This is a genomic window from Streptomyces sp. NPDC110618, from assembly GCF_055657065.1.
On sequence record NZ_JBVKBN010000012.1, the window covers coordinates 1 to 25,943 of the forward strand.

Annotated in this window: 22 protein-coding genes; 3 read left to right on the forward strand and 19 right to left on the reverse strand. The window is 71.1% G+C overall.

Annotated features, from left to right (window positions below):
- Positions 1-125: 125 nt before the first annotated feature.
- The 15 genes from ACZ7L7_RS20925 to pgsA all read right to left on the reverse strand — a co-directional run bounded on the left by ACZ7L7_RS20925 (position 126) and on the right by pgsA (position 16,372).
- A complete protein-coding gene (locus ACZ7L7_RS20925; protein WP_285511404.1) occupies positions 126-2,666 on the reverse strand; it encodes a RelA/SpoT family protein in 2,541 nt (846 codons plus the stop codon).
- Between the two features lie 913 nt (positions 2,667-3,579).
- Positions 3,580-4,119: an adenine phosphoribosyltransferase gene (locus ACZ7L7_RS20930; RefSeq protein ID WP_285511405.1), complete on the reverse strand. Its 540-nt coding sequence runs from the start codon at positions 4,117-4,119 to the stop codon at positions 3,580-3,582.
- Entirely contained in the window at positions 4,116-5,222 is a 1,107-nt protein-coding gene (secF, locus tag ACZ7L7_RS20935) for a protein translocase subunit SecF (protein ID WP_472076783.1), read from the reverse strand. The genes ACZ7L7_RS20930 and secF overlap by 4 nt, the downstream gene beginning before the upstream one ends.
- 1 nt (position 5,223) lies before the next feature.
- Positions 5,224-6,999: a protein translocase subunit SecD gene (gene secD / locus ACZ7L7_RS20940; RefSeq protein ID WP_285511407.1), complete on the reverse strand. Its 1,776-nt coding sequence runs from the start codon at positions 6,997-6,999 to the stop codon at positions 5,224-5,226.
- 132 nt (positions 7,000-7,131) lie between these two features.
- Positions 7,132-7,629, reverse strand: coding sequence for a preprotein translocase subunit YajC (gene yajC / locus ACZ7L7_RS20945; RefSeq protein WP_093718972.1), 498 nt, complete (start codon positions 7,627-7,629; stop codon positions 7,132-7,134).
- Positions 7,630-7,815: 186 nt separating this feature from the next.
- Positions 7,816-8,892 (reverse strand): Holliday junction branch migration DNA helicase RuvB, encoded by a 1,077-nt coding sequence (gene ruvB, locus ACZ7L7_RS20950; protein WP_471429893.1) that lies wholly within the window; start codon positions 8,890-8,892, stop codon positions 7,816-7,818.
- A 29-nt stretch (positions 8,893-8,921) separates the two neighbouring features.
- Positions 8,922-9,527, reverse strand: coding sequence for a Holliday junction branch migration protein RuvA (ruvA, locus tag ACZ7L7_RS20955; RefSeq protein WP_285511409.1), 606 nt, complete (start codon positions 9,525-9,527; stop codon positions 8,922-8,924).
- Positions 9,524-10,054, reverse strand: a complete 531-nt coding sequence (gene ruvC, locus ACZ7L7_RS20960; protein ID WP_285511410.1) for a crossover junction endodeoxyribonuclease RuvC — start codon at positions 10,052-10,054, stop codon at positions 9,524-9,526. Before ruvC ends, ruvA begins: the two co-directional genes overlap by 4 nt.
- Positions 10,055-10,185: 131 nt before the next feature.
- Positions 10,186-10,938, reverse strand: a complete 753-nt coding sequence (locus ACZ7L7_RS20965; RefSeq protein WP_285511411.1) for a YebC/PmpR family DNA-binding transcriptional regulator — start codon at positions 10,936-10,938, stop codon at positions 10,186-10,188.
- Positions 10,939-10,986: 48 nt separating this feature from the next.
- Positions 10,987-11,592 carry a pyridoxal 5'-phosphate synthase glutaminase subunit PdxT gene (pdxT, locus tag ACZ7L7_RS20970; RefSeq protein WP_471591728.1) on the reverse strand — a complete coding sequence of 202 codons (606 nt, stop codon included), beginning with the start codon at positions 11,590-11,592 and terminating at the stop codon, positions 10,987-10,989.
- Positions 11,592-12,497, reverse strand: coding sequence for a pyridoxal 5'-phosphate synthase lyase subunit PdxS (gene pdxS / locus ACZ7L7_RS20975; RefSeq protein ID WP_285511413.1), 906 nt, complete (start codon positions 12,495-12,497; stop codon positions 11,592-11,594). Before pdxS ends, pdxT begins: the two co-directional genes overlap by 1 nt.
- A 489-nt stretch (positions 12,498-12,986) precedes the next feature.
- On the reverse strand, positions 12,987-13,529 hold the full coding sequence (locus ACZ7L7_RS20980) for a hypothetical protein (RefSeq protein WP_285511415.1): 543 nt from the start codon (positions 13,527-13,529) through the stop codon (positions 12,987-12,989).
- A 40-nt stretch (positions 13,530-13,569) separates the two neighbouring features.
- On the reverse strand, positions 13,570-14,736 hold the full coding sequence (locus ACZ7L7_RS20985) for a glycosyltransferase family 4 protein (RefSeq protein WP_471429887.1): 1,167 nt from the start codon (positions 14,734-14,736) through the stop codon (positions 13,570-13,572).
- Positions 14,733-15,641 (reverse strand): phosphatidylinositol mannoside acyltransferase, encoded by a 909-nt coding sequence (locus ACZ7L7_RS20990; protein WP_471429885.1) that lies wholly within the window; start codon positions 15,639-15,641, stop codon positions 14,733-14,735. The genes ACZ7L7_RS20985 and ACZ7L7_RS20990 overlap by 4 nt, the downstream gene beginning before the upstream one ends.
- Positions 15,638-16,372, reverse strand: a complete 735-nt coding sequence (gene pgsA, locus ACZ7L7_RS20995) for a phosphatidylinositol phosphate synthase (protein ID WP_285511418.1) — start codon at positions 16,370-16,372, stop codon at positions 15,638-15,640. The genes ACZ7L7_RS20990 and pgsA overlap by 4 nt, the downstream gene beginning before the upstream one ends.
- Before the next feature lie 205 nt (positions 16,373-16,577).
- Here pgsA and ACZ7L7_RS21000 point away from each other — a divergent pair, with 205 nt between their 5' ends.
- Together ACZ7L7_RS21000 and ACZ7L7_RS21005 are read left to right on the forward strand one after the other, a co-directional pair.
- Positions 16,578-18,776 (forward strand): elongation factor G-like protein EF-G2, encoded by a 2,199-nt coding sequence (locus tag ACZ7L7_RS21000; protein WP_285511419.1) that lies wholly within the window; start codon positions 16,578-16,580, stop codon positions 18,774-18,776.
- A gap of 208 nt (positions 18,777-18,984) precedes the next feature.
- Entirely contained in the window at positions 18,985-20,640 is a 1,656-nt protein-coding gene (locus tag ACZ7L7_RS21005; protein WP_285511420.1) for a hypothetical protein, read from the forward strand.
- 64 nt (positions 20,641-20,704) lie between these two features.
- Here the strand turns inward: ACZ7L7_RS21005 and ACZ7L7_RS21010 are convergent, their stop codons facing one another.
- Entirely contained in the window at positions 20,705-21,253 is a 549-nt protein-coding gene (locus ACZ7L7_RS21010; RefSeq protein ID WP_285511421.1) for an HIT family protein, read from the reverse strand.
- 78 nt (positions 21,254-21,331) lie between these two features.
- On the opposite strand from ACZ7L7_RS21010, the gene ACZ7L7_RS21015 reads away from it, so the two are divergent.
- Positions 21,332-21,991 (forward strand): potassium channel family protein, encoded by a 660-nt coding sequence (locus ACZ7L7_RS21015; RefSeq protein WP_471591725.1) that lies wholly within the window; start codon positions 21,332-21,334, stop codon positions 21,989-21,991.
- A 27-nt stretch (positions 21,992-22,018) separates the two neighbouring features.
- Here ACZ7L7_RS21015 and thrS read toward each other — a convergent pair whose 3' ends face one another.
- The 3 genes from thrS to ACZ7L7_RS21030 form a co-directional block, all read right to left on the reverse strand.
- Positions 22,019-23,995, reverse strand: coding sequence for a threonine--tRNA ligase (gene thrS, locus ACZ7L7_RS21020; RefSeq protein WP_285511423.1), 1,977 nt, complete (start codon positions 23,993-23,995; stop codon positions 22,019-22,021).
- A 91-nt stretch (positions 23,996-24,086) separates the two neighbouring features.
- Positions 24,087-25,316, reverse strand: coding sequence for a hypothetical protein (locus ACZ7L7_RS21025; protein ID WP_285511424.1), 1,230 nt, complete (start codon positions 25,314-25,316; stop codon positions 24,087-24,089).
- The gene (locus ACZ7L7_RS21030) at positions 25,313-25,879 is read right to left on the reverse strand and encodes a DUF4365 domain-containing protein (RefSeq protein ID WP_471591722.1); all 567 of its coding nucleotides are present in this window, start codon (positions 25,877-25,879) and stop codon (positions 25,313-25,315) included. Before ACZ7L7_RS21030 ends, ACZ7L7_RS21025 begins: the two co-directional genes overlap by 4 nt.
- Positions 25,880-25,943 lie beyond the last annotated feature (64 nt).

The window sequence follows — 25,943 nt, forward strand, 5'->3', positions numbered from 1 at the left end:
CCGCACCCGCACCAGCCACTTCGCAGCACTTCGCCCCGCCGAGCTGACGCTCAACGGGGCGAAGTGATCAAGGGCCCGAATAAACCAACAGCGTCCCTTCGGGTGCGGGGCCCTTTTCCGTATTCCTACGAGCGGCTGCGGGCCGAGGTCACGCGGTACACGTCGTACACGCCCTCCACGCCCCGGACCGCCTTCAGGACGTGCCCCAGGTGCTTGGGGTCGCCCATCTCGAAGGTGAACCGCGAGGTGGCGACGCGGTCGCGGGAGGTCTGCACGGCGGCGGAGAGGATGTTGACGTGCTGGTCGGACAGAACGCGGGTGACGTCCGACAGCAGCCGGGAGCGGTCCAGCGCCTCGACCTGGATGGCGACCAGGAACACCGAGGACTGGGTGGGCGCCCACTCCACGTCCAGGATGCGCTCGGGCTCACGGGACAGTGACTCCACGTTGACGCAGTCACTGCGGTGAACCGATACGCCACTACCACGAGTGACAAAGCCGATGATCGGGTCGCCCGGAACGGGTGTACAGCAGCGCGCGAGCTTGACCCAGACGTCGTCGACGCCCTTGACCACGACTCCGGGGTCCTGGCTGCTGCGCCGCTTGCGGCTGCGGGCGCGGGCGGGCGGGACCGCCTCGTCGATCTCCTCGGTGGCCGCCTCCTCGCCGCCGAGCGCCTGCACCAGCTTCTGCACGACGTTCTGCGCGGCCACATGGCCCTCGCCGATCGCCGCGTACAGCGAGGAGATGTCCGGGTAGCGCATCTCGTGCGCCAGCGTGACCAGGGAGTCGCCGGTGAGGATGCGCTGGATCGGCAGGTTCTGCTTGCGCATCGCCCGCGCGATGGCGTCCTTGCCCTGCTCGATGGCCTCGTCGCGGCGTTCCTTGGAGAACCAGGCGCGGATCTTGTTGCGGGCGCGCGGCGACTTCACGAAGCCGAGCCAGTCCCGGGAGGGCCCCGCGCCGGCCGCCTTGGAAGTGAAGACCTCCACCAGGTCACCGTTGTCCAGGGTCGATTCGAGCGGTACCAGCCGCCCGTTGACCCGGGCACCTATCGTGCGGTGGCCGACCTCGGTGTGCACGGCGTAGGCGAAGTCCACCGGGGTGGCACCGGCCGGGAGCGCTATGACATCACCCTTGGGGGTGAAGACGAAGACCTCGTTGCGGGACAGGTCGAAGCGCAGGGACTCCAGGAACTCGCCCGGGTCCTCGGTCTCCTTCTGCCAGTCCAGCAGCTGGCGCAGCCACGCCATGTCGTTGAGGTGGTCGTCCTTGCCCTTGCCCGCCTTCGGCACGTCGGTGCGCACCTTGGAGGCGCCGGCGACGGCCTCCTGCTTGTACTTCCAGTGCGCGGCGATGCCGTACTCGGCGCGGCGGTGCATGTCGAAGGTGCGGATCTGCAGCTCGACCGGCTTGCCGTTGGGGCCGATGACCGTCGTGTGCAGCGACTGGTACATGTTGAACTTGGGCATCGCGATGTAGTCCTTGAACCGCCCCGGAACCGGGTTCCAGCGGGCGTGGACGGTGCCCAGGGCCGCGTAGCAGTCGCGGACGGTGTCCACCAGGACGCGGATGCCCACCAGGTCGTAGATCTCCGCGAAGTCACGGCCGCGGACGATCATCTTCTGGTAGACGCTGTAGTAGTGCTTCGGGCGGCCCGTGACGGTGGCCTTGATGCGGGCGGCGCGCAGGTCTTGTTGGACCTCGTCGGTCACTATGGCCAGGTACTCGTCCCGCTTGGGGGCGCGCTCGGCCACCAGCCGCACGATCTCGTCGTACATCTTGGGGTAGAGGATCGCGAAGGCGAGGTCCTCCAGCTCCCACTTGATGGTGTTCATGCCCAGGCGGTGGGCGAGCGGCGCGTAGATCTCCAGGGTCTCGCGCGCCTTCTTCTCCTGCTTCTCGCGCTTGAGGTAGCGCATGGTGCGCATGTTGTGCAGGCGGTCGGCGAGCTTGATGACCAGGACGCGGGGGTCCTTGGCCATGGCGACGACCATCTTGCGCACGGTCTCGGCCTGCGCGGCCTCGCCGAACTTGACCTTGTCCAGCTTGGTGACGCCGTCGACGAGCAGCGCGACGGAGTCGCCGAAGTCACGGCGCAGCTGGTCCAGGCCGTACTCGGTGTCCTCGACGGTGTCGTGCAGCAGGCCCGCCATCAGCGTGGCCGGGTCCATGCCGAGCTCGGCGAGGATGGTGGTCACCGCGAGGGGGTGCGTGATGTACGGGTCGCCGCTCTTGCGCTTCTGGCCGCGGTGCCAGCGCTCGGCGACCTGGTAGGCCTTCTCGATCTGGCGCAGGGTCGCGCTCTCGATCTTCGGGTCGTTGCTGCGCACGATCCGCAGCAGCGGCTCCAGCACCGGGTTGTACGGGTTGGAGCGCTGGACGCCGAGGCGGGCCAGGCGGGCGCGGACGCGGTTGGAGGAGCCGGAGCGGGGCGGCTGGCCGGTGTTCGGGCGCACGGCGGGCGTGGCGGGGCGCTCGGGCGGGGCCGGCTTGGGGCGCGACTGCTCGGCCGACTTGCGGGCGGGCGCGGACTGGCCGTGCTCGACCGGCCCGTGGACGTCGCTGCCGGTGTTCTTCGCGGTCGACGTGTCCGGCGCGGGCTTGGCCGCGGGGCCCGAGGCGTCGGGCTTGGCGGCGGTCAGGTGCTGGGCCTCGTCTGGCAAGAGGGCTCCTCGTGCGCGATCCGGGTCCCCCGGTCAGGCTCCGGAGACCCCATGGTAGCGATCCTGCGCCCGAGGATCGCCTTCAGGCCGTTTGGTGAGACCTGTAGACCGGGGAAACGCGTGGGACTGACGTCCGATTCCCAGGACTCCCAGGACACCGCCGGGGTCGGGGGCCGGAAGCCGCGGGCCGGGGGCGGAGGCCAAGGTCGAGGCCGGAAGCCGGGGCCGAGTTCGGGAGCCGCGGGCCAGGGGCGGAGGCCGAGGCCGTGGTCGGGAGCCGGGGCCGCTGGTCAAGGGCCAGAGGCGGGGGCCCGAAGCCGCGGGCCGGGGGGCGGAGGCCAAGGCCGGGAGCAGGGGCCGTAGGTCAAGGGCCGGAGCCAGAGGCGGAGGCCAAGGCCAAGGCCGGGAGCAGGGGCCGTAGGTCAAGGGCCGGAGCCGGACTCGGAGGCCAAGGCCGGGGCCGGGGCCGGGAGCCGGGGCCGTAGGTCAAGGGCCGAAGCCGGGGGCCGGAAGCCGCAGGCCGGGAGGCGGAAGCCAAGGCCGAGGCCGGGAGCCGGGGGCCGGAGGTCGCGGGCCGGGGGCGGAGGCCGAGGCCGAGGAGCCCGGGGCGGAGGCCAAGGGCGAGGCCGGGAGCCGGGGCCGTAGGTCAAGGACCGGAGCCGGGGGCCGGAAGCCGGCTGGCCCGGGGCAGAGGCCAAGGCCGGGGTCGGGGCTGGGGCCGGGTGGAGGTGTTCGGCGGTTTCGGGTCAACGAGGTGCCGTTGCTCGGGTGCAGCGCCGGCCCGGAACTGCCGAACACCGGCCGCGGGGATCGCCCACCGCGCCCGGCTGCTCAGCCCACGCCCCAGCACGACGCCCCGCGTCCCTGAGGGGCGCGGGGCGTTCGGTGCGGTGCGCGTGGTGCGGGTCGGGCCTCAGATGGTGAGCAGCGCCTCCAGCGGGGCTCCGCCGAGGGCCGGTGCCAGGCGGTCGCGGCCGCCGAGGAAGCCCAGTTCCATCAGCACGGCGAGGCCCGCGACCTCGGCGCCCGCCCTGCGGATGAGCTGGATCGACGCCTCGGCGGTGCCGCCGGTGGCCAGGACGTCGTCGACGACCAGGACCCGGTCCTCGGCGCCGAGGTCCTCGGCGTGCACCTCGATCTCCGCGGAGCCGTACTCCAGGTCGTAGGCCTGGCTGAGGGTGGCTCCGGGGAGCTTGCCCGCCTTGCGGACCGGGATGAAGCCGAGTCCGGCGCGGACGGCGACGGGGGCGCCGAGGATGAACCCACGGGCCTCCAGACCGACGACCTTGGTGGCGCCGGTGCGCTCGGCGACCTGCGCGAGGCTGTCGGTGAGCACGGTGAACGCCGCCGGGTCCGCCAGGAGCGGGGTGATGTCCTTGAACATCACGCCCGGCTCCGGGTAGTCGGCCACATCGCGGATACGGCTCAGCAGCAGCTCCTGCACGTCGGTCATCGGCGCTTCCCCGAGGGACGGCCACGGCCACGGTTGCGGGACGCGGGCTGGGTACGGGGGCCGACGACCGCGGCCGCGGCGTCGTCGTCCACCTCGTCGGTCAGGGGCTCGTCGACGGCGCCCGCCGGAGCGGACGCGGCCTGCGCCCGCTTGGCCATGACACGCTTGCGCAGCGCCTTCATCTGCGGCTCGCGCTCCTTGAGGTCGGCGACGAGCGGCGTGGCGATGAAGATCGACGAGTACGCACCGGCCGCGAGGCCGACGAACAGCGACAGCGAGATGTCGTTCAGCATGCCCGCGCCGAGGAAGCCGCCGCCGATGAACAGCAGGCCCGCCACCGGCAGCAGCGCGACCACCGTGGTGTTGATGGAGCGGACCAGAGTGCTGTTGATGGAGCGGTTGGCGACGTCGCTGTAGGTCCAGCGGGTCTGCTTGGTGATGTCCTTCGTCTGCTCCTTGAGGCTGTCGAAGACGACGACCGTGTCGTAGAGCGAGTAACCGAGGATGGTCAGCAGACCGATCACCGTACCCGGGGTGACCTCGAAGCCCACCAGGGCGTAGATGCCGACGGTGATGGTGATGTCGTGGATCAGGGCGACGAACGCGGCGAGCGCCATGCGCCACTCGAACGCGATCGCCAGGTAGATCACCACGAGGACCAGGAAGATCCCGAGGCCCTGCCAGGCCTTCTGGGCGATCTGCTCACCCCAGCTGGGGCCGACCAGCTCGCCGGTGACGTCGTTCTCGTCGACCTTGAGGTCCTTGGCCAGCTCCGCGGAGACCCGGTCGGCCTCCTTGGTCTCGATGCCCGAGACCTGGATGCGCAGCTTGCCGTCGCCGAGCTTCTGGACGATGGCGTCGTGGCCGGAGGCCTCTTCCGCCCACTCCTGCGCTTGGGAGACGGAGACCTCGGTCTTCGGGGTGGTGAAGACCGCGCCGCCCTGGAACTCGATGCCCATGTTCAGGCCGCGCACCGCGAGGCCCACGATCGCCGTGATGGTGATCAGGATGGACAGGCCGTACCAGATCTTGCGGTTGGCGATGAAGTCGTAGCCGATTTCGCCACGGTGCAGTCGGGCGCCGAGGGTGCCGAGCTTCGACATCTCAGGCCTCCTTCGGGTCGACGGGGCCTGCGGGACGGCGGGTGCGGCGCAGCGGCGGCTGGGCGCCGAGGCGCTTGGGGTCGAGGCCGGACCAGGGATGGCCGCTGGCGAAGAACTTCCGGCGCGCCAGGAGCGTCAGCAGCGGCTTGGTGAACAGGAACACGACGACCACGTCGAGCAGGGTGGTCAGACCGAGCGTGAACGCGAAGCCCTGGACCTTGCCGACGGTGACGACGAACAGCACCGCCGCGGCCAGGAACGACACGAAGTCGGAGACCAGGATGGTGCGCCGGGCGCGCGGCCAGGCCCGCTCCACGGCGGGGCGCAGGGTGCGACCCTCGCGGATCTCGTCGCGGACGCGTTCGAAGTAGACGATGAACGAGTCGGCGGTGATACCGATGGCGACGATGGCACCGCAGACGGCCGGCAGGTTCAGCGCGAAGCCGATGGCCGGGCCGAGCAGCGACATGATCACGTAGGTGAGGGCGGCGGAGACCAGCAGCGAGGCCACCGCGATGAGCGACAGGCCGCGGTAGTAGACCACCAGGTAGATCACGACCAGGGCGAGGCCGATGGCGCCGGCGATCAGACCGGCCCGCAGCTGCTCGCCGCCGAGCGCGGCGGTGACGGTGGTGACGCTGTCCTCGCTGAAGGACAGCGGCAGGGCGCCGTACGACAGCATGTTGGCGAGGCTCTGCGCGGACTCCTGGTCGAAGTTGCCGGAGATCTCGGCGGTGCCGCCCGTGAGGGCCTCACGGACGAACGGGTCGGAGACGACCTCGTTGTCCAGGACGATCGCGAACTGGTTCTGCGGGGACTGCTTCTGGGCGAGCTCGCCGGTGATGTCGCCGAACTTCTTGCGGCCCTCGCCGGTGAACTTCATGGTGACGGTCCAGCCGGCGGCGGTCTGGGTATTGAAGACCGCGTCGGCCTCGTCCACGTCGGTGCCGTCGACGGCGGCCGGGCCGAGGATGTACTTCTGCCACTGGCCCTGCGCGTTCTGGCCGCAGGCGACGGTGGAGTCCTCGGGCTTGGAGCCCTCGCCGGCCTTGGAGCGGGCCTTCTCGTCGGTACAGTCGAGCTTGGCGTACTGCTCCTCGACCTTGCCGCTGTCGGCGGCGCCGGAGGGGCTGGCCGACGGGGAGGCGGTGGAGCTCGCGCTGTCCGACGGGGTCGGGTCGGCCTTCAGGGCGTCGGAGGCGGCCCGGCCCTGGGTCGTCGAGGTCGCCGACGGGGTGGAGGTCACCGAGGGGGACGAGGAGGAAGTGGCCTCTTCCTTGTCGGCGTCCTTCTCCTTGTCCTTGTCGCCGGCCTTGTCCTTGGAGCTGCCCGTGGCGCTCGGGGACGGGCTGGCCGGCGGGGCGACGCCGGACACCTCGGTCGCGATGACCGGGCGGAAGTAGAGCTTGGCGGTGGTGCCGACCTGGTCCCGGGCCTCCTTGGAGTTGGTGCCCTTGGGGATGTTGACGATGATGTTCCGGTCGCCCTGGGTCTGGACCTCGGCCTCCGAGACACCAAGACCGTTGACGCGCCGCTCCATGATGTCGACGGCGGTGTTCATATTGGTCTTGTTGATCGCGGATTCCTGGCCCGGCTCCGCCTCCGCGCGCAGTGTGATGCTGGTACCGCCAGCCAGGTCGATACCGAGACGCGGGGTGGTGTGCCCGGAGAGGAACATCCCTCCGGTGAGCGCCACCATGGCGATCAGAATGAGGACCAGCGAGCGCCCTGGCCTGCTCTGGGCGCCCGCGCTCCGGCCCTTCTTAGGTGCTGCCACCTTCTCGTACTCCCTCTCGGGCCGCCGTGCGCCGGGTGGGCGGCGGCGGCCATGACAGTGGTCGGGACCCCCTGCGGGAGCCGCGTGTGTCCCGGGGCGCGCGAACGGGGACGGCGCGCCCTGGGTCAGCGGCTACTTCGCGTCGGTGTCGCCGTCGGACTTCTTCGGCTCGCTGTCGGCCTTCGTCTCGGCGGCCGCGACGTCGTCAGCGGGCTCCTCGTCGGTGTCCGCGTCCTTCTTACCGAGGTCGACGGACTTCTCGTCGGAGGCGGCGGCAGCGTCGTCGGTCTCGGTGAGGGAGGAGGCGTCGTCCGGGACGACGTCGGCGTCGGTCTTCAGGTCGTGCTCGATGCCGTGGACGATGCGGTTGTACTCGTCGTCGGACAGGACGGCACCGATGGCGTTCTTGGCGAAGAGCAGTTCCACGCCCGGGCCCGCGTCGAGGAGGACGGTGTCGTCGCTGACCTCCTTGACGGTGGCATACATGCCCCCGATGGTGCGGACGCCGGAACCGGGCTGCATCTGGTTCCGCATGTCGGCGGCCTGCTGCTGCTTCTTCTTGGCCGACCGGGTCATCAGGAACATGGCCCCGATGAGCACGATGAACGGGAGGAGGGTCACGAGACTCACGGGTGGGAACTTCCTTCACGCGACCGCGTTGGGGAGCGGCCTGATGGTTGGGGGTGTCGTGCGCCGCCGACAAGGGCGGCATCGGCGGAGTCTAAGCGAGTCCGCGCGCAAGGAACAACGCTCAGCATGGCACCCAGGTTCCTGACCCGGCCAATACCGCGCCGTCATGGCGCGGTCACGGTGTCCTCACGTCCCGAACAGGTCCTGTTGTCCGGTTCCGGCCCTCTGGGAGCGCGGCGGAGTGAGGCCGAGATGCGCCCATGCGGCGGGCGTGGCCACCCGGCCGCGGGGGGTACGGGCCAGCAGTCCCTCCCTGACCAGGAAGGGCTCGGCGACCTCCTCGACGGTCTCGCGCTCCTCCCCCACCGCCACGGCGAGCGTGGACAGGCCGACGGGGCCGCCGCCGAACAGCTTGAGCAGGGCTTCCAGGACGGCCCGGTCCAGCCGGTCCAGGCCGCGGGCGTCGACCTCGTAGACGGCGAGGGCCGCCGCCGCGATCTCCCGGGTGATCAGTCCGTCCGCCTTGACCTGGGCGTAGTCGCGGACGCGGCGCAGCAGACGGTTGGCGATACGGGGCGTGCCGCGGGAGCGGCCGGCGATCTCGGCGGCTCCGGCGGGGTCGATCTCGACGTCCAGGAGGTTCGCGGAGCGGTGGACGACGCGCTCCAGTTCGGCGGGCTCGTAGAACTCCATGTGCGCGGTGAAGCCGAAGCGGTCGCGCAGCGGGGGCGGCAGCAGGCCCGCGCGGGTGGTGGCGCCGACCAGGGTGAAGGGCGGCAGCTCCAGGGGGATGGCGGTGGCGCCGGGGCCCTTGCCGACGATGACGTCGACGCGGAAGTCCTCCATCGCCATGTACAGCATCTCCTCGGCGGGCCGGGACATGCGGTGGATCTCGTCGAGGAAGAGGACCTCGCCCTCCTGCAGGGAGGACAGGATCGCCGCGAGGTCTCCGGCGTGCTGGATGGCGGGGCCGGAGGTGATGCGGATGGGGGCGCCCATCTCGGCGGCGATGATCATCGACAGGGTGGTCTTGCCGAGGCCGGGGGCGCCGGAGAGCAGGACGTGGTCGGCGGTGGCGCCGCGCGCGCGGGCGGCGCGCAGGACCAGGTCGAGCTGTTCGCGGACCTTCTCCTGGCCGATGAACTCGTCCAGGTCCTTCGGGCGCAGCGCGGCCTCGACGGCCTGGTCCTCACGGTCGGCGACGGAGCCCACCAGCCGCTCCTCGTCGGCGGCGCCGGTGTCGGTGGTGTCGTCCCAGTTCATAGGTGGTGTGCCTCAGCGGTGGTGGGCGGTCAGCGGGCGCGGTTGAGGGTCTGCAGGGCCGCCTTGAGCAGCTGGCCGACCTGGGGCGTGCCCCCGGCGGCCTCGGCCTGCGGGGCGACGGCGCTCACGGCCTCGTCGGCCTCGCGGGTGGCGTAGCCGAGGCCGATCAGGGCGGCGTGCAGCTGGTCGCGCCAGCCCTGGGAGACGGGGGCGCCGACCGCGGGGGCGCCGATGGGCTCGCCGAGGCGGTCCTTCAGCTCCAGCAGCAGCTTCTGAGCGCCCTTCTTGCCGATGCCGGGGACCGCGGTGAGGGCCTTCTCGTCACCGGTCGCGACGGCCCTGCGCAGGGCGTCCGGGGAGTGCACGGCGAGCATCGCCTGGGCCAGGCGCGGTCCGACGCCGCTCGCGGTCTGGAGCAGTTCGAACACCTGGCGCTCGTCGTCGTCGGCGAAGCCGTACAGGGTCAGCGAGTCCTCGCGCACGACGAGGGAGGTGGCGAGCTTGGTCTGCTGGCCCGTGCGCAGCCCGGAGAGCGTGTTCGGCGTGCACTGGACCGCGATGCCGATCCCGCCCACCTCGACCACCGCGGAATCGGGGGCGAGGGCGGCGACCGGGCCGCTGACGAAGGCGATCATGCCGTACGGCCTTTCGATGCGTGCAGGGCCACGGCCTGCTGGAGTCGGTTCTGCGCGGGGGCGCGCCAGATGTGGCAGATGGCGAGGGCGAGGGCGTCGGCGGCGTCGGCCGGCTTGGGCGGCGCGTCGAGCCTCAGCAGCCGGGTGACCATGGCGCCGACCTGGGCCTTGTCGGCGCGGCCGCTGCCGGTGACGGCGGCCTTGACCTCGCTGGGGGTGTGCAGGGCGACGGGGATGCCGCGGCGGGCGGCGCACAGCATGGCGACGGCGCTGGCCTGGGCGGTGCCCATGACGGTGCGGACGTTGTACTGGCTGAACACGCGCTCCACGGCGACGTACTCGGGCCGGTGCTCGTCCAGCCACTGCTCGATGCCCTGTTCGACGGCGACCAGGCGCTGACCCAGTTCGGCGTCCACGGGCGTACGGACGACTCCGACGCCGAGCATCGTCAGCGGGCGCCCGGCGACGCCTTCGACGACACCGACACCGCACCGTGTCAGTCCGGGGTCCACCCCCAGTACGCGCACCGCGCCCCCCTTACGTCCCGGTCCCTGTCGATCGCCTGTTTGTGCAGGCTATCTGGTGCCACTGACAACGGCGGCGGGCCGGTGGGGTGTGTCCCACCGGCCCGCCGTCATCCGTTCGTTCAGCGCGCGCGTTACGCGTCGACCTTCTCCATGATCTCGTCGCTGACGTCGAAGTTGGCGAAGACGTTCTGCACGTCGTCGCTGTCCTCCAGCGCGTCGATCAGCTTGAAGATCTTGCGCGCGCCCTCCTCGTCCAGTTCGACCTGGACGGACGGCACGAAGCTGGACTCGGCGGAGTCGTAGTCGACGCCGGCCTCCTGCAGGGCGGTGCGGACCGCGACCAGGTCGGTGGCCTCGCTGATGACCTCGAAGGACTCACCGAGGTCGTTGACCTCCTCGGCACCGGCGTCCAGGACGACCTCCAGGATGTCGTCCTCGGTCTTGTCGCCCTTGGGGACGATGACGACGCCCTTGCGGCTGAACATGTACGCCACCGAGCCCGGGTCGGCCATGGAGCCGCCGTTGCGGGTCATGGCGACCCGGACGTCGGAGGCGGCGCGGTTGCGGTTGTCGGTGAGGCACTCGATGAGCACCGCGACACCGTTGGGGCCGTAGCCCTCGTACATGATCGTCTCGTAGTCGGCGCCGCCGGCCTCAAGGCCCGCGCCGCGCTTGACCGCGGAGTCGATGTTCTTGTTCGGGACCGACTGCTTCTTCGCCTTCTGGATGGCGTCGTACAGCGTCGGGTTGCCCTCCGGGTCGGCACCGCCGAGTCGGGCCGCGACCTCGATGTTCTTGATGAGCTTCGCGAAGAGCTTGCCGCGCTTGGCGTCGATCACGGCCTTCTTGTGCTTCGTCGTGGCCCATTTAGAGTGGCCGGACATCTGCGTGTCTCCTTCGCGTTACCCATCCATGTACGAACGCCAGAGATCCTACAAGGACTCGCCCGCCCGGTTGGCGCGCACCATGTCGACGAACAGCCCGTGCACCCGGTGGTCGCCGGTCAGTTCCGGGTGGAACGAGGTGGCGAGCGCGTTGCCCTGGCGGACGGCGACGATGTGGCCGTCGTGCTCGGCGAGCACCTCGGCCTGGGCGCCGACGGACTCCACCCACGGGGCGCGGATGAAGACGCCCTCCACGGGCTCGCCCTCGATGCCACGCACGTCGAGCGCCGCCTCGAAGGACTCGTTCTGGCGTCCGAAGGCGTTGCGGCGCACGATCATGTCGATGCCGCCGAAGGTCTCCTGCCCGGAGCGCGGGTCGAGGATCTTGTCGGCGAGCATGATCATGCCGGCGCAGGTGCCGTAGACGGGCATTCCGGCCCGCACGCGCGTGCGCAGCGGTTCCATCAGGCCGAACAGGACGGCGAGCTTGGAGATGGTGGTGGACTCCCCGCCGGGGATGACCAGCCCGTCCACTTCGGCGAGCTCCTCGGGGCGGCGCACCGGCCTGGCCACGGCGTCGGCCGCGGCCAGGGCGATGAGGTGCTCCCGTACGTCACCCTGGAGTGCGAGCACTCCGATCACGGGAGAGGCCATTACCAGCCCCGGTTCGCGTAACGCTCGGCCTCGGGGAGCGTGTCGCAGTTGATGCCGACCATGGCCTCGCCGAGGTTGCGGGAGGCGTCCGCGATGATCTTGGGGTCGTCGTAGAAGGTGGTGGCCTTCACGATGGCGGCGGCACGCTTGGCCGGGTCGCCGGACTTGAAGATGCCGGAGCCGACGAAGACGCCCTCGGCGCCGAGCTGGCGCATGAGCGCGGCGTCGGCCGGGGTGGCCACACCACCGGCGGAGAACAGCACGACGGGCAGCTTGCCCAGCTCGGCGACCTCCTTGACCAGCTCGTACGGGGCGCGCAGCTCCTTGGCGGCGGCGTACAGCTCGTTGTTGTCGAAGCCGCGCAGCTTGGCGATCTCGTTCTTGATCTGGCGCAGGTGGCGGACGGCCTCGACGACGTTGCCGGTGCCGGCCTCGCCCTTGGAGCGGATCATGGCCGCGCCCTCGGCGATCCGGCGCAGGGCCTCACCGAGGTTGGTGGCGCCGCAGACGAAGGGGGTGGTGAAGGCCCACTTGTCGGAGTGGTTGACCTCGTCGGCCGGGGTGAGGACCTCGGACTCGTCGATGTAGTCCACACCGAGGGACTGCAGGACCTGGGCCTCGACGAAGTGGCCGATGCGGGACTTGGCCATCACCGGGATGGAGACGGCGTTGATGATGCCCTCGATCATGTCCGGGTCGGACATCCGGGCCACGCCGCCGTCCTTGCGGATGTCGGCCGGGACCCGCTCCAGGGCCATGACGGCGACGGCGCCCGCGTCCTCGGCGATCTTCGCCTGCTCCGGCGTGACGACGTCCATGATGACGCCACCCTTGAGCTGCTCGGCCATACCGCGCTTGACGCGGGCGGTGCCGGTGGCGGGAGCCTGGTTCTCGGTGATGGACACGGGTTTGACCTCACAACGTGAAAAGAGGGTTGCTGCAGCACTGAGGAAACGTGAAGGGACCAGGCCACAGCAAGGGCCAATAGTGAGCCGGTGGATCGTTTTCCCGGCCGCCGCCGCGCCGGGGCGGTGCCGCGTCGTCCGCCAAGGGCCTACCGGGCGGTGTCGCTTCCTCCTCCCCCAAGGGCGTACCGGGCATCGTCACGTTCCGGCTCTCGCAGCGCGCGGGTGGAGGTCCGCGGCGCCGGGAGGGCGCGCCGCGGGGCAGGCGGGCGGCGCACGCGGCTCTGTACGGGGACGGCCGGGGCGGGTCCGCGAAGTCGTGTCGGCCGCCCGCGTACAAGCAGTACGCGCGGCCAGCACGCGCGGCCGACCGGTGAGGCGAGTGGGCCGGCCCCGGCGCGAAGCGCCGGAGAGAGCGGTCCGGGCGGCGGGCGGAACTCGTGGGACTCGTGGGACTCTGCGGACCCGCCCCAGGGCTTCGGGCCCCGGTCAGGCCGCCCGGTCCGTGAGTGCCGCGGGCGGCTCGTCGTCCATCTCGAAGGCCATAGGGAAGGGGGCGTGACCGGCCAGCCGGAACCAGCGGACCTTGCGGTGCTCGCGCAGGCGCCGGGCGGCGCCCACGGCGTCGTTGTGGAAGCGGCGGGCCATCGGAACCCGGCGCACCGCCTCGGTCAGCTCCCGCGCGGCTTCCTCTCCCCCGGGCGCCTCCCGGACCACCTCGACCTGGGCCTGCTCGGCGAAGACCGCGCGCAGGGCCTGGCTCAACTCGCTCTCGGCAACCTCCCGGTGCTCCTCCTCGGCCTGCCGGGCGGCGTGCGCGGCCTCGTACAGGACGATCGAGGCGGCGGGGTCCAGCACACCGGAGGTGGCCAGTTCCTGGGTCACGGAGGCCCTGCGGAGCAACTGCGCGTCGAGGGCGGCGCGGGTGGCGTCGATGCGGGCGTGCAGGCGGTCCAGCCGCCCGGCCGTCCAGCTCAGATAGACACCGATCGCGACGAGCGCGACGAGGATCCAGATCAGGGTTGCGGTCACGGGCGGCAAGGTTACCGACCCGTGGCCCGCTCAGAACCGCTCAGTCCCTGGCCAGCCCCAGCCGCGCCCGCAGTCCCGGGCGCTCGTCGTCGGCCGCCGCCACGGCCGCCGCTCCCGCGGTGACCGTCTCGTACACCGACAGGATGTCCGCGCCGACCGTCGACCAGTCGAAGCGGCGCACGTGGACACTGCCCCGCTCGCGCAGTTCCGCGCGCCGCCGGGGGTCCTCCAGGAGCCGTACCGCCGCCTCGGCGAGGGCGTCGGCGTCCTCGTTGGCGAACAGCTCGCCGGCCGCGCCCTGGTCGAGGACCTGGGCGAAGGCGTCCAGGTCGGAGGCGAGCACCGGCGCCCCGGCGGACATCGCCTCGACCAGGATGATCCCGAAGCTCTCCCCGCCGGTGTTGGGGGCGACGTACAGGTCGACGCTGCGCAGCAGGCGGGCCTTGTCCTCGTCGCTGACCATGCCGAGGAACTCCACCCGTGAGCGCAGCTCCTCGGGCAGGTCCTCCACGGCCTCCTCGGCGTCACCGCGTCCGGCGACCAGCAGCCGGGTCTGCGGGCGGGCCGCGAGGATCTTCGGCAGCGCCTTCATCAGCACCGGCAGGCCCTTGCGGGGCTCGTCGATCCGGCCGATGAAGCCGATGGTGTCGCCCTGCCACTCCGCCTTGGGCTCGGCCTTGGCGAAGAAGTCCACGTCGACCCCGTTGGGGATGACGACGGCGTCCCCGCCCAGGTGCTCCACCAGCGTGCGCCGGGCGTACTCGCTCACCGCGATCCGCGCGCTGATCTTCTCCAGCGCCGCCTGGAGGATCGAGTAGGCGGCGATCATCGCCTTGGAACGCGGGTTGGAGGTGTGGAAGGTCGCCACCAGCGGCCCCTGCGCCGCCCAGCAGGTCAGCAGGCCCAGGGACGGCGAGGACGGCTCGTGGATGTGCACCACGTCGAACTTGCCGTCGTGCAGCCAGCGCCGTACCCGCGCGGCCGACAGGAACCCGAAGTTCAGCCGGGCCACCGAGCCGTTGTACGGCACCGGCACCGCGCGCCCGGCCGAGACGACGTACGGCGGCAGCGGGGTGTCGTCGTCGGCCGGGGCCAGCACGGACACCTCGTGGCCCAGGCGGATGAAGTACTCGGCCAGGTCCCGGATGTGGAACTGGACGCCGCCCGGCACGTCCCAGGAGTACGGGCAGACGATGCCGATCCTCACGGCGTGCCCTTCTGCGGCTCCAGGTCGGCCACCCACAAACGCTGCAGCATGTGCCAGTCCTCCGGATGCTCGGCGATCCCCGTGGCGAAGGCGTCGGCCAGCGCCTGTGTCATGACAGACGTCTTCTCGGCCCGGGTACCTGTCTCGGGCACCTCGACCGGCGGGTGCACGCGTCCCTGCATCACCGGCGAGTCGTCGTACCAGAGCGTCACCGGCAGCAGCAGCGCGCCCGTCTGCTGGGCGAGCAGCGCCGGTCCGGCCGGCATCCGGGCGGTCTCGCCGAAGAACTTCACCTCGACGCCCGAGGCGGACAGGTCGCGGTCGGCGACCAGGCAGACCAGGCCGCCGTCGCGCAGCCGCCGGGCCAGCGTGCCGAAGGCGGAGCCGCCGCTGTGCGGCAGCACCTCCATGCCGAGCCCCTCGCGGTAGGCGACGAAGCGGTCGTAGAGGCTCTCCGGCCTCAGCCGCTCGGCGACCGTCGTGAACGGCGTCTCCAGCTTGGTGGTCACCCAGGCGCCCGCCAGGTCCCAGTTGCCCAGGTGCGGCAGGGCGAGAATGACGCCCTTGTCGGACGCGAGGCCGTCGGTGAGGTAGTGCACGTCCTTGGGCGCGAAACCGGTCCTCACCCGCTCGGCACTCCACGCGGGCAGCCGGAAGGACTCCATCCAGTAGCGCAGGTACGAGCGCATCCCCGCGCGGGACAGCTCCTTCAGCCGCTCCGGGCCGGCGTCGGGCACCACGCGCGCGTAGTTGCTCTCCAGCCGCAGCACGCCCTTGCCGCGCCGCTTCCAGACGGCGTCCGCGATGGTCCGGCCGAGCCGTACCGCGACCGGCTCGGGGAGCTTCTTGACGGTGCTCCAGCCCAGGCCGTACAGCGTGTCCGTCAGCCGCTCCTGGGCGCTCATTTCGCCGCCTCGCTCCCTTGCGGGGAGTTCTCCTCCGCCGTGGCCGCGTCCGCCTCGGCGGCCTCCCGGCGCACCGTGACGACCCGCTGGATCAGCGTGACCAGGCTGCCCACGGCCACGATCCACAGCGCGACCGGCAGCAGGTACTGGATGCCGGGCACCCCGAACTTGTGCAGGCCCGCGAAACCGGCCGCCACCAGGGAGATCACCAGCCGCTCGGCTCGCTCCACCAGCCCGTTCACGGCGACCGGCAGACCGATCGACTCGCCCCGGGCCTTGGTGTACGACACCACCTGGCCGCTCGCCAGACAGAAGATCGACACCGCGCACAGCACGATGTCGTCGCCGCCCCCGGCGTACCAGAGGGCGAAGCCGCCGAAGATCGCGCCGTCGGCGACCCGGTCGAGCGTGGAGTCCAGGAACGCGCCCCAACGGCTGGAGCGGCCCAGCTGGCGGGCCATGTTGCCGTCGACGAGGTCGGAGAACACGAACAGCGTGATCACGACCGTGCCCCAGAAGAACTCGCCCTGCGGATAGAACACCAGCGCGCCCGCCACCACACCGGCGGTGCCGATCAGCGTCACCGTGTCGGGGCTGACCCCCCGCCGGATCAGAAACGCGGCGAACGGTGTGAGGACACGCGTGAAGAATGCACGCGCGTACTTGTTCAGCATGGCCTTCCCGAGGTTCGGTGTGGCCGCGCGGCCCCTGCTGGCCACCGGCTGGCCCATCGTAGCCACGCCCGCGCGCGGGCGGCGTACGGGCGCCGGATCACGCCATCCGCGCGGGCGGCGGGCGCGATCACGTCCGTCGTATGGACGCGCCCCGACCGGAGTGGAAAGCTCGAAGAACCGCGGGCGTCACCGGAGCCGCCACCGCACGCGGATCCGCATGTCCGCGCCCACAGCGACCTCACCGTGCACGGGAGGCAGGACCATGGGCGACAAGGCGAACGCACACCCCGGAGCCGCCGGCAGGGCTACGGCGGCCGACCACCCCGCGTCCGTACGGAATGTGGTGCTGGTCGGCCACTCCGGATCGGGCAAGACGACATTGGTGGAGGCTCTCGCCCTCACCGCGCAGGCGGTGAACCGGGCGGGCCGCGTGGAGGACGGCACCACCGTCTCCGACTACGACGACATCGAACACCGGCAGCAACGCTCGGTACAGCTCTCCCTGGTGCCCGTCGAATGGGACGGCATCAAGATCAATCTTCTGGACACCCCCGGATACGCCGACTTCGTCGGGGAACTCAGGGCCGGTCTGCGAGCGGCGGACGCGGCCCTTTTCGTTGTCTCCGCCTCCGACGGCGTGGACGGCTCGACCCGCATGGTGTGGGAGGAGTGCGCGGCCGTCGGCATGCCGCGCGCCATCGTGATCACCCACCTGGAGTCCGCGCGCGCGGACTACGAGGAGATGACCCGGATCTGCGCCGAGGCCTTCGGCGCCGACGACCCCGACGCCGTCCTCCCGCTCTACCTGCCCCTGCACGGGCCGCAGGCACCGGACGGGCACGCCCCCGTGACCGGGCTGATCGGCCTGCTGACCCAGAAGCTGTTCGACTACTCCTCCGGCGAGCGCAAGGAGTCCGAACCCGGCGAGGACCAGCTGCCGCAGATCGAGGAGGCCCGCAACCGGCTCATCGAGGGGATCATCTCCGAGAGCGAGGACGAGACCCTCATGGACCGCTACCTCGGCGGTGAGCAGATCGACATCAAGACGCTGATCGAGGACCTGGAGCGCGCCGTCGCACGCGGCGTCTTCTTCCCCGTCCTCGCCGCCGCCCCCGCGGCCGAGGGCGCCCGGCAGGGCCTCGGCACCGTCGAACTCCTGGAGCTGATCACCGGCGGCTTCCCGACCCCGCTGGAGCGCGAGGCGCCCCGGGTCACCACGATCGACGGCAAACCCCGCGAACTGAAGACCTGCGACCCCGACGGACCGCTGGTCGCCGAGGTCGTCAAGACCGCCTCCGACCCCTACGTCGGCCGGATCTCCCTGGTGCGCGTCTTCTCCGGCACCCTGCGCCCCGACGAGACCGTCCACGTCTCCGGACACGGCCTCGCCGACCGCGGCCACGAGGACCACGACGTCGACGAACGGATCGGCGCACTGTCCCGGCCCTTCGGCAAGCAGCAGCGCTCCCTGAGCCACTGCATCGCCGGGGACATGGCCTGCGTGGCCAAGCTCGGCCGCGCCGAGACCGGCGACACGCTCTCCGCGAAGGACAACCCGCTGCTGATGGAACCGTGGGAGATGCCCGACCCGCTGCTGCCGCTCGCCATCCAGGCGCACAGCAAGGCTGACGAGGACAAGCTCTCCCAGGGCCTGTCCCGGCTGGTCGCCGAGGACCCCACCATGCGCCTGGAGCAGAACCAGGACACCCACCAGGTCGTCCTGTGGTGCCTGGGCGAGGCCCACGCCGACGTCGCCCTGGAACGGCTGCGCAGCCGCTACGGAGTCCAGGTCGACGTCGTACCGCACCGGGTCGCCCTGCGCGAGACCTTCGCCGACAGGTCCGCCGGGCGCGGACGGCATGTGAAGCAGTCCGGCGGGCACGGGCAGTACGCCATCTGCGAGATCGAGGTCGAGCCGCTGCCCGGAGGTTCCGGCATCGAGTTCGTGGACAAGGTGGTCGGCGGCGCGGTGCCCCGCCAGTTCATCCCGTCGGTGGAGAAGGGCGTACGCGCCCAGGCGGCCAAGGGCGTCGCCGCCGGACATCCGCTCATCGACGTCCGGATCACCCTCCTCGACGGCAAGGCGCACTCGGTGGACTCCTCCGACGCCGCCTTCCAGACCGCGGGCGCCCTGGCCCTGCGGGAGGCCGCCGCCGACGCGAAGATCCATCTGCTGGAACCGGTGTCCGAGGTGACCGTGCTGGTCGGCGACGAGTACGTGGGCGCCGTGATGAGCGACCTGTCCGGACGCCGGGGCCGGGTGCTCGGCACCGAACAGACCCCCGGCGGGCGCACGTTGATCCGCGCCGAGGTACCGGAGATCGAGATCGGCCGGTACGCGGTCGACCTGCGCTCCCTGTCGCACGGCACCGCCCGCTTCAGCCGCGCCTACGCGCGGCACGAGCCGATGCCGCAGCAGGTCGCCGACCGGATCCGTGAAGAGACGCGGGATTCCGCGTAGTTGGCACCGGGCACACCCTGGGTGGGACCGAACGCGCCCCACCCGAAAGGCTTTTGTGGAACGCTCCCCTCCGCGTCGGCGGGCGGCTTCGGCCGTCCGCCGACGAATGTCGGTGGCTGCGGATACGCTGATGACCTGATCAACAGGTGTGCCGGGCAAGGAAGTCGGGAAGGCCGCAGAACGACAGTGAGCGGCGAGGGGGGCGGGAATGACCGTTGACAGCGGTTACGGGGACATCTTCGGTCCCCAGGTGCCGCGCACAGGGGACGAAGGACTCACGGCGACGTTCGCACTGGCGTCGGCCGCCTACCGGGACAGCGACGTCGAGAAGATCCTCGACGCCAACAGCGAATGGCACCAGTCGAAGGTCAACGAGGGCAAGCTCAAGCTCTTCAAACCGAACCTGGGCGAGGCGTACTCCCGCGCGATCATCAACCGCATGATCGGCCCCGGCCGCGCCGCCCTCATCCAGTCCTTCGGCGCCGAACCCTCCGTCGTCGTCGAGCACTGCCTCGCCGCCAACAACATCCGCCGGGAACGCGACAACCGCCTGACCCTCGTCATGGTCCTGTGCGGTGTCCTCTTCCTGCCCGGCCTGCTCATCTGGCTGCTCGTCTTCCAACTGCGCAGCACCATGGCCAAGCGCGACGACAAACGCGCCGGCGCCCTCGCCACCGCCCTGCTCGTCGCGGTCGGCGCCCTCGCCGTGATCTTCCTCGTCCGGATGCCGTTCACCGGCTTCTGGGCCTGGTACGCGCGCGCCGCCGTCGTCATGCCCGTCGCCGGCTGGTACCTCGCCAAGCAGATCTGCGAACGCACCGCCAAGGACCTGCGCGCACGCTGGGACAGCCTGCTGTCCGGCAGCAGCGTCGGCGCCAAGGTCCCCGAGGCCGTGCCCAGCAGCCCCAACGAGACCGCCGCCGAGCAGCTGCGCCAGTCCCTCGCCAAGCTCAGCGCCGAGCAGCAGTCCAACTCGGTCTTCTACGCCGGGCCCAAGGGCATCCTCGGCATGGGCACCCGCTGGGGCGCCTGGCAGCTCGCCGAGGACCTCGCCCCGGCCGACCCGAGCCGCGAGATCCATCCCTTCCGCAGCTGGGACGTCATCAGGTCCATCCACGACCAGCTGAAGATGCTCACCCGCGGCCCGCTGAACACCGGCGGCTTCCCCACCCCGTCCATCCGCCACTGGATCGTCACCCCGATCGGCGAGAACGCCGGCTCGGTCTCCCGACCGGGCGGCACCGACGTGGAGGCCTACCAGGTCAAGCCGCACGCCATACAGGAGATCTGCAACAAGCAGCAGTTCGGCGCCGGAGACCGGCACTACCTGGGCGTGCAGTGGACCCTGTGGGACGGCCAGCTCGTCATCACCATGCTGATCACCGTCACCGTGCTCCACGAGACCCTGCGCATCGAGGTCACCGGACACGCGCTCGGCCCCGTGCACTCCCTGTTCACCACCAAGTCCGAGGCGCCCACCAAGTCCGTCCAGAAGTCCCTCAAGCCCTGGGAGACCCGGACGATCAAACTGCCGCTGGTCACCGCCGACGAGGTCGTCCGGCTCGCCGCCCGCGCCCCCATCAGCTGGTACCCGCCGCTGCTCAACTGGCTCGGCGGCTCCCTCACCCTGCCCGAGCCCTTCGGACTCCGGCACGCCTGGGCCGACAAGCCCTGGCGGCACCGCTTCATGGCCGACGACGCCCTGCGCGCCGCCACCCCGGTCCTGCGCGTGGTGCACGCCGCCGCCATCAAGGTGCTGGAGGAGAACGGCGTGGACACCGAGAAGTTCGGCGCCCGCTCCGCCTTCCTCAGCGGAGCCGTCCAGGACCCGGCACCGAAGAAGGCTGACGTGTACGACGCGTAGGCCCGCGGGGCAAACAGCCGCGGCCCGTACCCCCCTGGGGGCACGGGCCGCGGCTTTCACCTGCTCAGGCCGACGGCCAGACCTCCGCCAGCATCTTGCGGGTGTCCGCCAGCAACTGCGGCAGCACCCGCGTGTGCCCGACCACCGGCATGAAGTTCGTGTCGCCGCCCCACCGCGGAACGATGTGCTGGTGCAGATGGGCCGCGATGCCCGCACCGGCGACCGTGCCCTGGTTCATGCCGATGTTGAACCCGTGCGCCCCCGACGCCGCGCGCAGCGCCGTCATCGCCTGCTTCGTCAGCGCCGCCAGCTCCACCGTCTCCGGCTCGGTCAAGTCCGTGTAGTCGGCGACATGCCGGTAGGGCACCACCATGAGGTGGCCGCCGTTGTAGGGGTACAGGTTCAGCACCGCGTACACCTGCTCGCCGCGCTTGACGACCAGCCCGTCCTCGTCGGACTTGGCCGGGATCGAGCAGAAGGGACAGCCGTCGTCGGCTCCGGGACCGGTCGGCTTGTTCTCACCCTGGATGTACGCCATCCGATGGGGCGTCCACAGGCGCTGGAACGCGTCCTGGATCCCCACTCCCCACTGCTGCTCCGGCTCACTCGTCATGCGTGCAGCATATGGCGTCGTCCCTCCACGGGGTGCCGCCGGGGCGCGGCTCGGGCCGCCCCGGGACAAGCTGGGCGAGTGGAGGACGACAGCCGCAAGGCCCGCTGGGAACGCCAGTCCGAGGTACCCCTCGCCCTGGCGTCCGCCGCCTACCTCGGCTCGTACGCGGTCCGGATCCTCGCTCACGGCCTGAGCGAGGGCTGGCGGGTGTTCTGCCTCGTCGTGACGCTCGCCGCGTGGGCGGTGTTCGCCGCCGACTACGCGGTGCGCTGGCGGCTGACCGGCCTGCGCCTGCCGCGCTTCGTCCGTACGCACCTGCTCGACACCCTGGTCCTGCTGCTGCCCCTGCTGCGGCCGTTGCGCATCGTCAACGCGTACGAGACCAGACAGCGCCACCACGGCGAACCCCGGCTCCCCCTGTACGGCCGGGTGATCGTCTACTCCGGTCTCTCCACCGTCCTGCTCGGCTTCACCGGCGCCCTTGCCGTCTACTCCTTCGAGTACGACGCCCCGGGCGCGAACATGCGGACCTTCGGCGACGCCGTGTGGTGGACCTGCTCCACGCTCGCCACCGTCGGCTACGGCGACATCACGCCCGTGACGGCGATGGGCCGCACCATCGCGGTCGGCGTCATGGCCTGCGGCCTGGCCCTGCTCGGCGCGGTGACGGGCTCCTTCTCGTCCTGGCTGATCCAGGTCTTCTCCCGCGAGGACGACGAGAGGCCCCCAGGGAGGTGAACTCCCCGGGGGCCTCTGACAGCCGGGTCAGACCTGCGTCCGCTCCTCGACGACCTGCGCGATCTTCGCGATGGCCTCGTCGAAGGGGATGCCGTTCTCCTGCGAGCCGTCGCGGTAGCGGAAGGAGACGGCGTTGTTGGCCATGTCCTCGTCGCCCGCGATGATCATGAACGGGGTCTTCTGCTTCTGCGCGTTCCTGATCTTCTTCTGCATGCGGTCCGAGGACGAGTCCACCTCGATGCGCAGACCCTTCTTCCTGCCCGCGGCGGCGAACTTGTGCAGGTACTCCACGTGCGCGTCCCCGATCGGGATACCGATCGCCTGCACCGGCGCCAGCCATGCCGGGAAGGCGCCCGCGTAGTGCTCCAGCAGCACGGCGAAGAACCGCTCGATGGAGCCGAACAGCGCGCGGTGGATCATGACCGGACGCTGCTTGGAGCCGTCCGCCGCGGTGTACTCCAGGTCGAAGCGCTCGGGCAGGTTGAAGTCGAGCTGGATGGTCGACATCTGCCAGGTCCGGCCGATGGCGTCGCGGGCCTGCACGGAGATCTTCGGACCATAGAAGGCCGCGCCACCCGGGTCCGGGACCAGCGGGAGGCCCTGCTTCTCGGCGACCTGACGCAGGGTCTCGGTCGCCTCCTCCCAGACCTCGTCGGAGCCGACGAACTTCTCCGGGTCCTTGGTGGACAGCTCCAGGTAGAAGTCCTCCAGGCCGTAGTCCCGCAGCAGCCCCAGCACGAAGGTGAGCGTCTTGTCGAGCTCGTCCGACATCTGCTCACGGGTGCAGTAGATGTGCGCGTCGTCCTGCGTGAAGCCCCGCGCGCGGGTCAGGCCGTGCACCACGCCCGACTTCTCGTAGCGGTACACCGTCCCGAACTCGAACAGGCGCAGCGGCAGCTCACGGTAGGACCGGCCGCGCGCGTCGAAGATCAGGTTGTGCATCGGGCAGTTCATGGGCTTGAGGTAGTAGTCCACGCCCTCGTCGAGCTGCATGGGCGGGTACATGCCCTCGGCGTACCAGTCGAGGTGCCCGGACGTCTCGAAAAGCTTCCCCTTCGTCGCGTGCGGGGTGTAGACGAACTCGTAGCCCTCCTCCTCGTGGCGGCGGCGCGAGTAGTCCTCCATCACGCGGCGGACGATGCCGCCCTTGGGGTGGAAGACGGCGAGGCCGGAGCCGATCTGCTCGGGGATGGAGAACAGGTCGAGCTCGTTGCCCAGCTTGCGGTGGTCGCGCTTCTCGGCCTCGGCGAGGAAGTCCAGGTACGCCTTCAGCTCGTCCTTGGACGGCCAGGCGGTGCCGTAGATGCGCTGGAGCATCGGGTTCTTCTCGCTGCCGCGCCAGTACGCGGCGGCGTTGCGCATCAGCTTGAACGCCGGGATCAGCCGGGTGGACGGCAGGTGGGGACCGCGGCAGAGGTCCTTCCAGCACAGCTCGCCGGTCTTGGCGTCCAGGTTGTCGTAGATGGTCAGCTCACCGGCGCCGACCTCGACGTCCGCGCCGTCGTCGCTGGAGGCGGAGCCCTTGAGGCCGATCAGCTCCAGCTTGTACGGCTCGTCGGCCAGCTCCTCGCGGGCGGCCTCGTCGGTGACCACGCGGCGGGCGAACTTCTGGCCGCGCTTCTGGATCTCCTGCATCTTCTTCTCGATGGCCTTGAGATCCTCGGGGGTGAACGGCTTCTCGACGTCGAAGTCGTAGTAGAAGCCGTCCTTGACCGGCGGGCCGATGCCCAGCTTGGCCTCGGGGAAGAGTTCCTGCACGGCCTGCGCCATGACGTGCGCGGTGGAGTGGCGCAGGATGTTCAGGCCGTCCTCGGAGGAGATCTCGACGCCCTCGACGGTCTCGCCGTCGGCCGGGGCGTAGGTGAGGTCCTTCAGCTCGCCGTCCACGCGCGCGGCGATGATCGAGCGCTCGCCGGCGAAGAGGTCGGCGGCCGTAGTGCCCGTCGTCACCACGCGCTCTTCCCGCTCGGAATCGCGTTGGATGATCACACGGACGTCTGACACCGGTCTCTCCTGACTGAAGGTGGGGTGCGGCGCCATTCCGGCAGCGCGCGCATTACGCGATCGTACCGACCCGCACCCACCGAGGGCGAAATCATTCCCCTCCGCAGGCCTCCTCGAAGAAGGCCATCGTCTCTGCGGTCTCCTGGATCGACTTCATCAGGCGGTCCCGTTCGGCCTCGTCGACCTGGACGGGTGCGACGCCGGAGACCTCGGTGAGCCTGCGGAAGCCGCCCCGGCTCTCCAGCCGTCCGTCCACCCGGACCGGCAGTCCGACCAGGTGGGCGTGGCCCGCGATGCGGTAGGACTCCTCGTCCAGGGTGAGCCGGATGTGCGGGATCTCGGCCCCGGCCAGCACCCGCAGCCGTACCGTGCCCTCCCCGCGCGGGCCGGAGCGGCGCATACGGACCACGGCACCGGTGATCCGGACCGGGACGGAGGGCTCCGCGCGCAGATAGCGGGCGCCCGCCTCGCGCAGCGCGGGGAGGTCGCCGGGGGAGAACTCGACGGCCTCGGCGGTGGCCGCGCAGCCCTCGGGGACCCCGGCGGCGGGTGCCCAGGCGACGGCGACGCGGGCGCCCTCGGTGCCGCGGACGAGGGCGATCAGGGCCTCGGTGAGTTCTCGGCTGACGCCCGCCTCGACGGCGCCGTCGAAGGCGTCCATGGCGCCGGTGGCGCGCCGGTAGTCGATGGCCTCGCGGGCGGCGTAGAGGGCTTGGTGGAGGCGGACGGCGAGGGGACGGCCGGTGCGTACGGGCACGAAGGCGGTGAGGCGTCGGCCGGCGACCGGGGAGCCGACCTGGACGGTGTCCAGGAGGGCGGTGGCGGGGCGGCTGTGGCGGGCGCCGTAGTAGCCGGCGCGGGCGCGGGTGGCGAGGGCGGCGGCGAGGAGGGTCTGGCGGGCGGCGGAGCGCAGGTGCTCGTCGGCGGTCCAGCCGGTGGTTCCGGCGGGGCCGGTGGGGACGTCGCGCCACCAGCGGATCTCGTCGCTGGGTACGGCCAGGCAGATGAGGACCTCGCGGGCGGAGGGGGTGCCGCTGCGGGCGAGGGCGAGGAGGGCCTCGCCGAGCAGGTCGTCGCTGTCGGGGAAGGCGCGGCTCTCGGGTACCAGCAGGCTGGTTCCGCCGCCGCCGGGGCCGGGCGGGGTCCAGCGGCCGTAGCGTCCGGTGGCGCCGCCGCGGCGCTGCCAGCCGTGCCGGTGCAGCAGGGCGGACAGGACGGCGGGGTCGACCTGGTCGGGCTCGGGGGGCCGGTGCCAGCCGCCGGTGTCGGCGGGGTGCGGGCGGACGGGGCGCAGTGGCTCGCCGACGGGGCGGTGCGTCATGGTCTGCCTCCGGTCCCGACCCGCGTCATGATCTCGCACAGCGCGCGGTCGTCGAAGATGCGTGAGGTGGGGATGCGCACGGTGGTCCGGGTGCGGCCGGTGATGGGGTGTCCGGCGAGGTTGACCCAGTAGCAGCAGTGCCTCAGGTCGAGCCGGTCGTGGCTGGCGCGCAGCCAGTCGTCCTGGGACCGCGGGACGAGCATGACGACGAGGATCTTGTGCACGGAGACCGGGGTGCGGGCGAGCTTGCGCAGGTGGTCGTTGTCGAGTGTGAAGGAGAAGGTGCGTCCCGGCGGGTTGGGCGCGACCTGGTAGGTGGCCTTGAGCTGCACCTTGATGGTGACTTCGTCGTCGACGGTGTGGCCGGGCGCGCTGTGGCTGACGTGCCAGTCGATGCCGTTGTCCGGGAAGGGCTGGGACAGTGAGCAGCCCGCGGCCGCCGCTACGGCGTGCAGGTATCCGACTTGCAGCGTCTCCATGCAGGCGGTGGTGGCGAGCGTGCCGCGGTGGGGGCTCGCACGTTCGGGCAGCAGCCCGCCCCGCTCGGGCTGCGCTATCGCCATGGCCAACAGCCTTCCCAGCCGAGTGAATCCCCGTGACGGGCCGCTGAACTGCAAGGACCCGTAT

Bases quoted from the DNA above. Each gene is read 5' to 3' on its own strand.
- ACZ7L7_RS21005 (WP_285511420.1), top strand. From the start codon at position 18,985: ATGACCGTTGACAGCGGTTACGGGGACATCTTCGGTCCCCAGGTGCCG.
- ACZ7L7_RS20990 (WP_471429885.1), bottom strand. From the start codon at position 15,641: ATGAGCGCCCAGGAGCGGCTGACGGACACGCTGTACGGCCTGGGCTGG.
- ACZ7L7_RS20965 (WP_285511411.1), bottom strand. From the start codon at position 10,938: ATGTCCGGCCACTCTAAATGGGCCACGACGAAGCACAAGAAGGCCGTG.
- ruvB (WP_471429893.1), bottom strand. From the start codon at position 8,892: ATGAACTGGGACGACACCACCGACACCGGCGCCGCCGACGAGGAGCGG.
- ACZ7L7_RS21010 (WP_285511421.1), bottom strand. From the start codon at position 21,253: ATGACGAGTGAGCCGGAGCAGCAGTGGGGAGTGGGGATCCAGGACGCG.
- ACZ7L7_RS21000 (WP_285511419.1), top strand. From the start codon at position 16,578: ATGGGCGACAAGGCGAACGCACACCCCGGAGCCGCCGGCAGGGCTACG.
- ACZ7L7_RS20930 (WP_285511405.1), bottom strand. From the start codon at position 4,119: ATGACCGACGTGCAGGAGCTGCTGCTGAGCCGTATCCGCGATGTGGCC.
- pgsA (WP_285511418.1), bottom strand. From the start codon at position 16,372: ATGGGCCAGCCGGTGGCCAGCAGGGGCCGCGCGGCCACACCGAACCTC.
- ACZ7L7_RS21030 (WP_471591722.1), bottom strand. From the start codon at position 25,879: ATGGCGATAGCGCAGCCCGAGCGGGGCGGGCTGCTGCCCGAACGTGCG.
- secF (WP_472076783.1), bottom strand. From the start codon at position 5,222: ATGTCGAAGCTCGGCACCCTCGGCGCCCGACTGCACCGTGGCGAAATC.
- pdxT (WP_471591728.1), bottom strand. From the start codon at position 11,592: ATGGCCTCTCCCGTGATCGGAGTGCTCGCACTCCAGGGTGACGTACGG.
- ACZ7L7_RS21025 (WP_285511424.1), bottom strand. From the start codon at position 25,316: ATGACGCACCGCCCCGTCGGCGAGCCACTGCGCCCCGTCCGCCCGCAC.
- ruvA (WP_285511409.1), bottom strand. From the start codon at position 9,527: ATGATCGCCTTCGTCAGCGGCCCGGTCGCCGCCCTCGCCCCCGATTCC.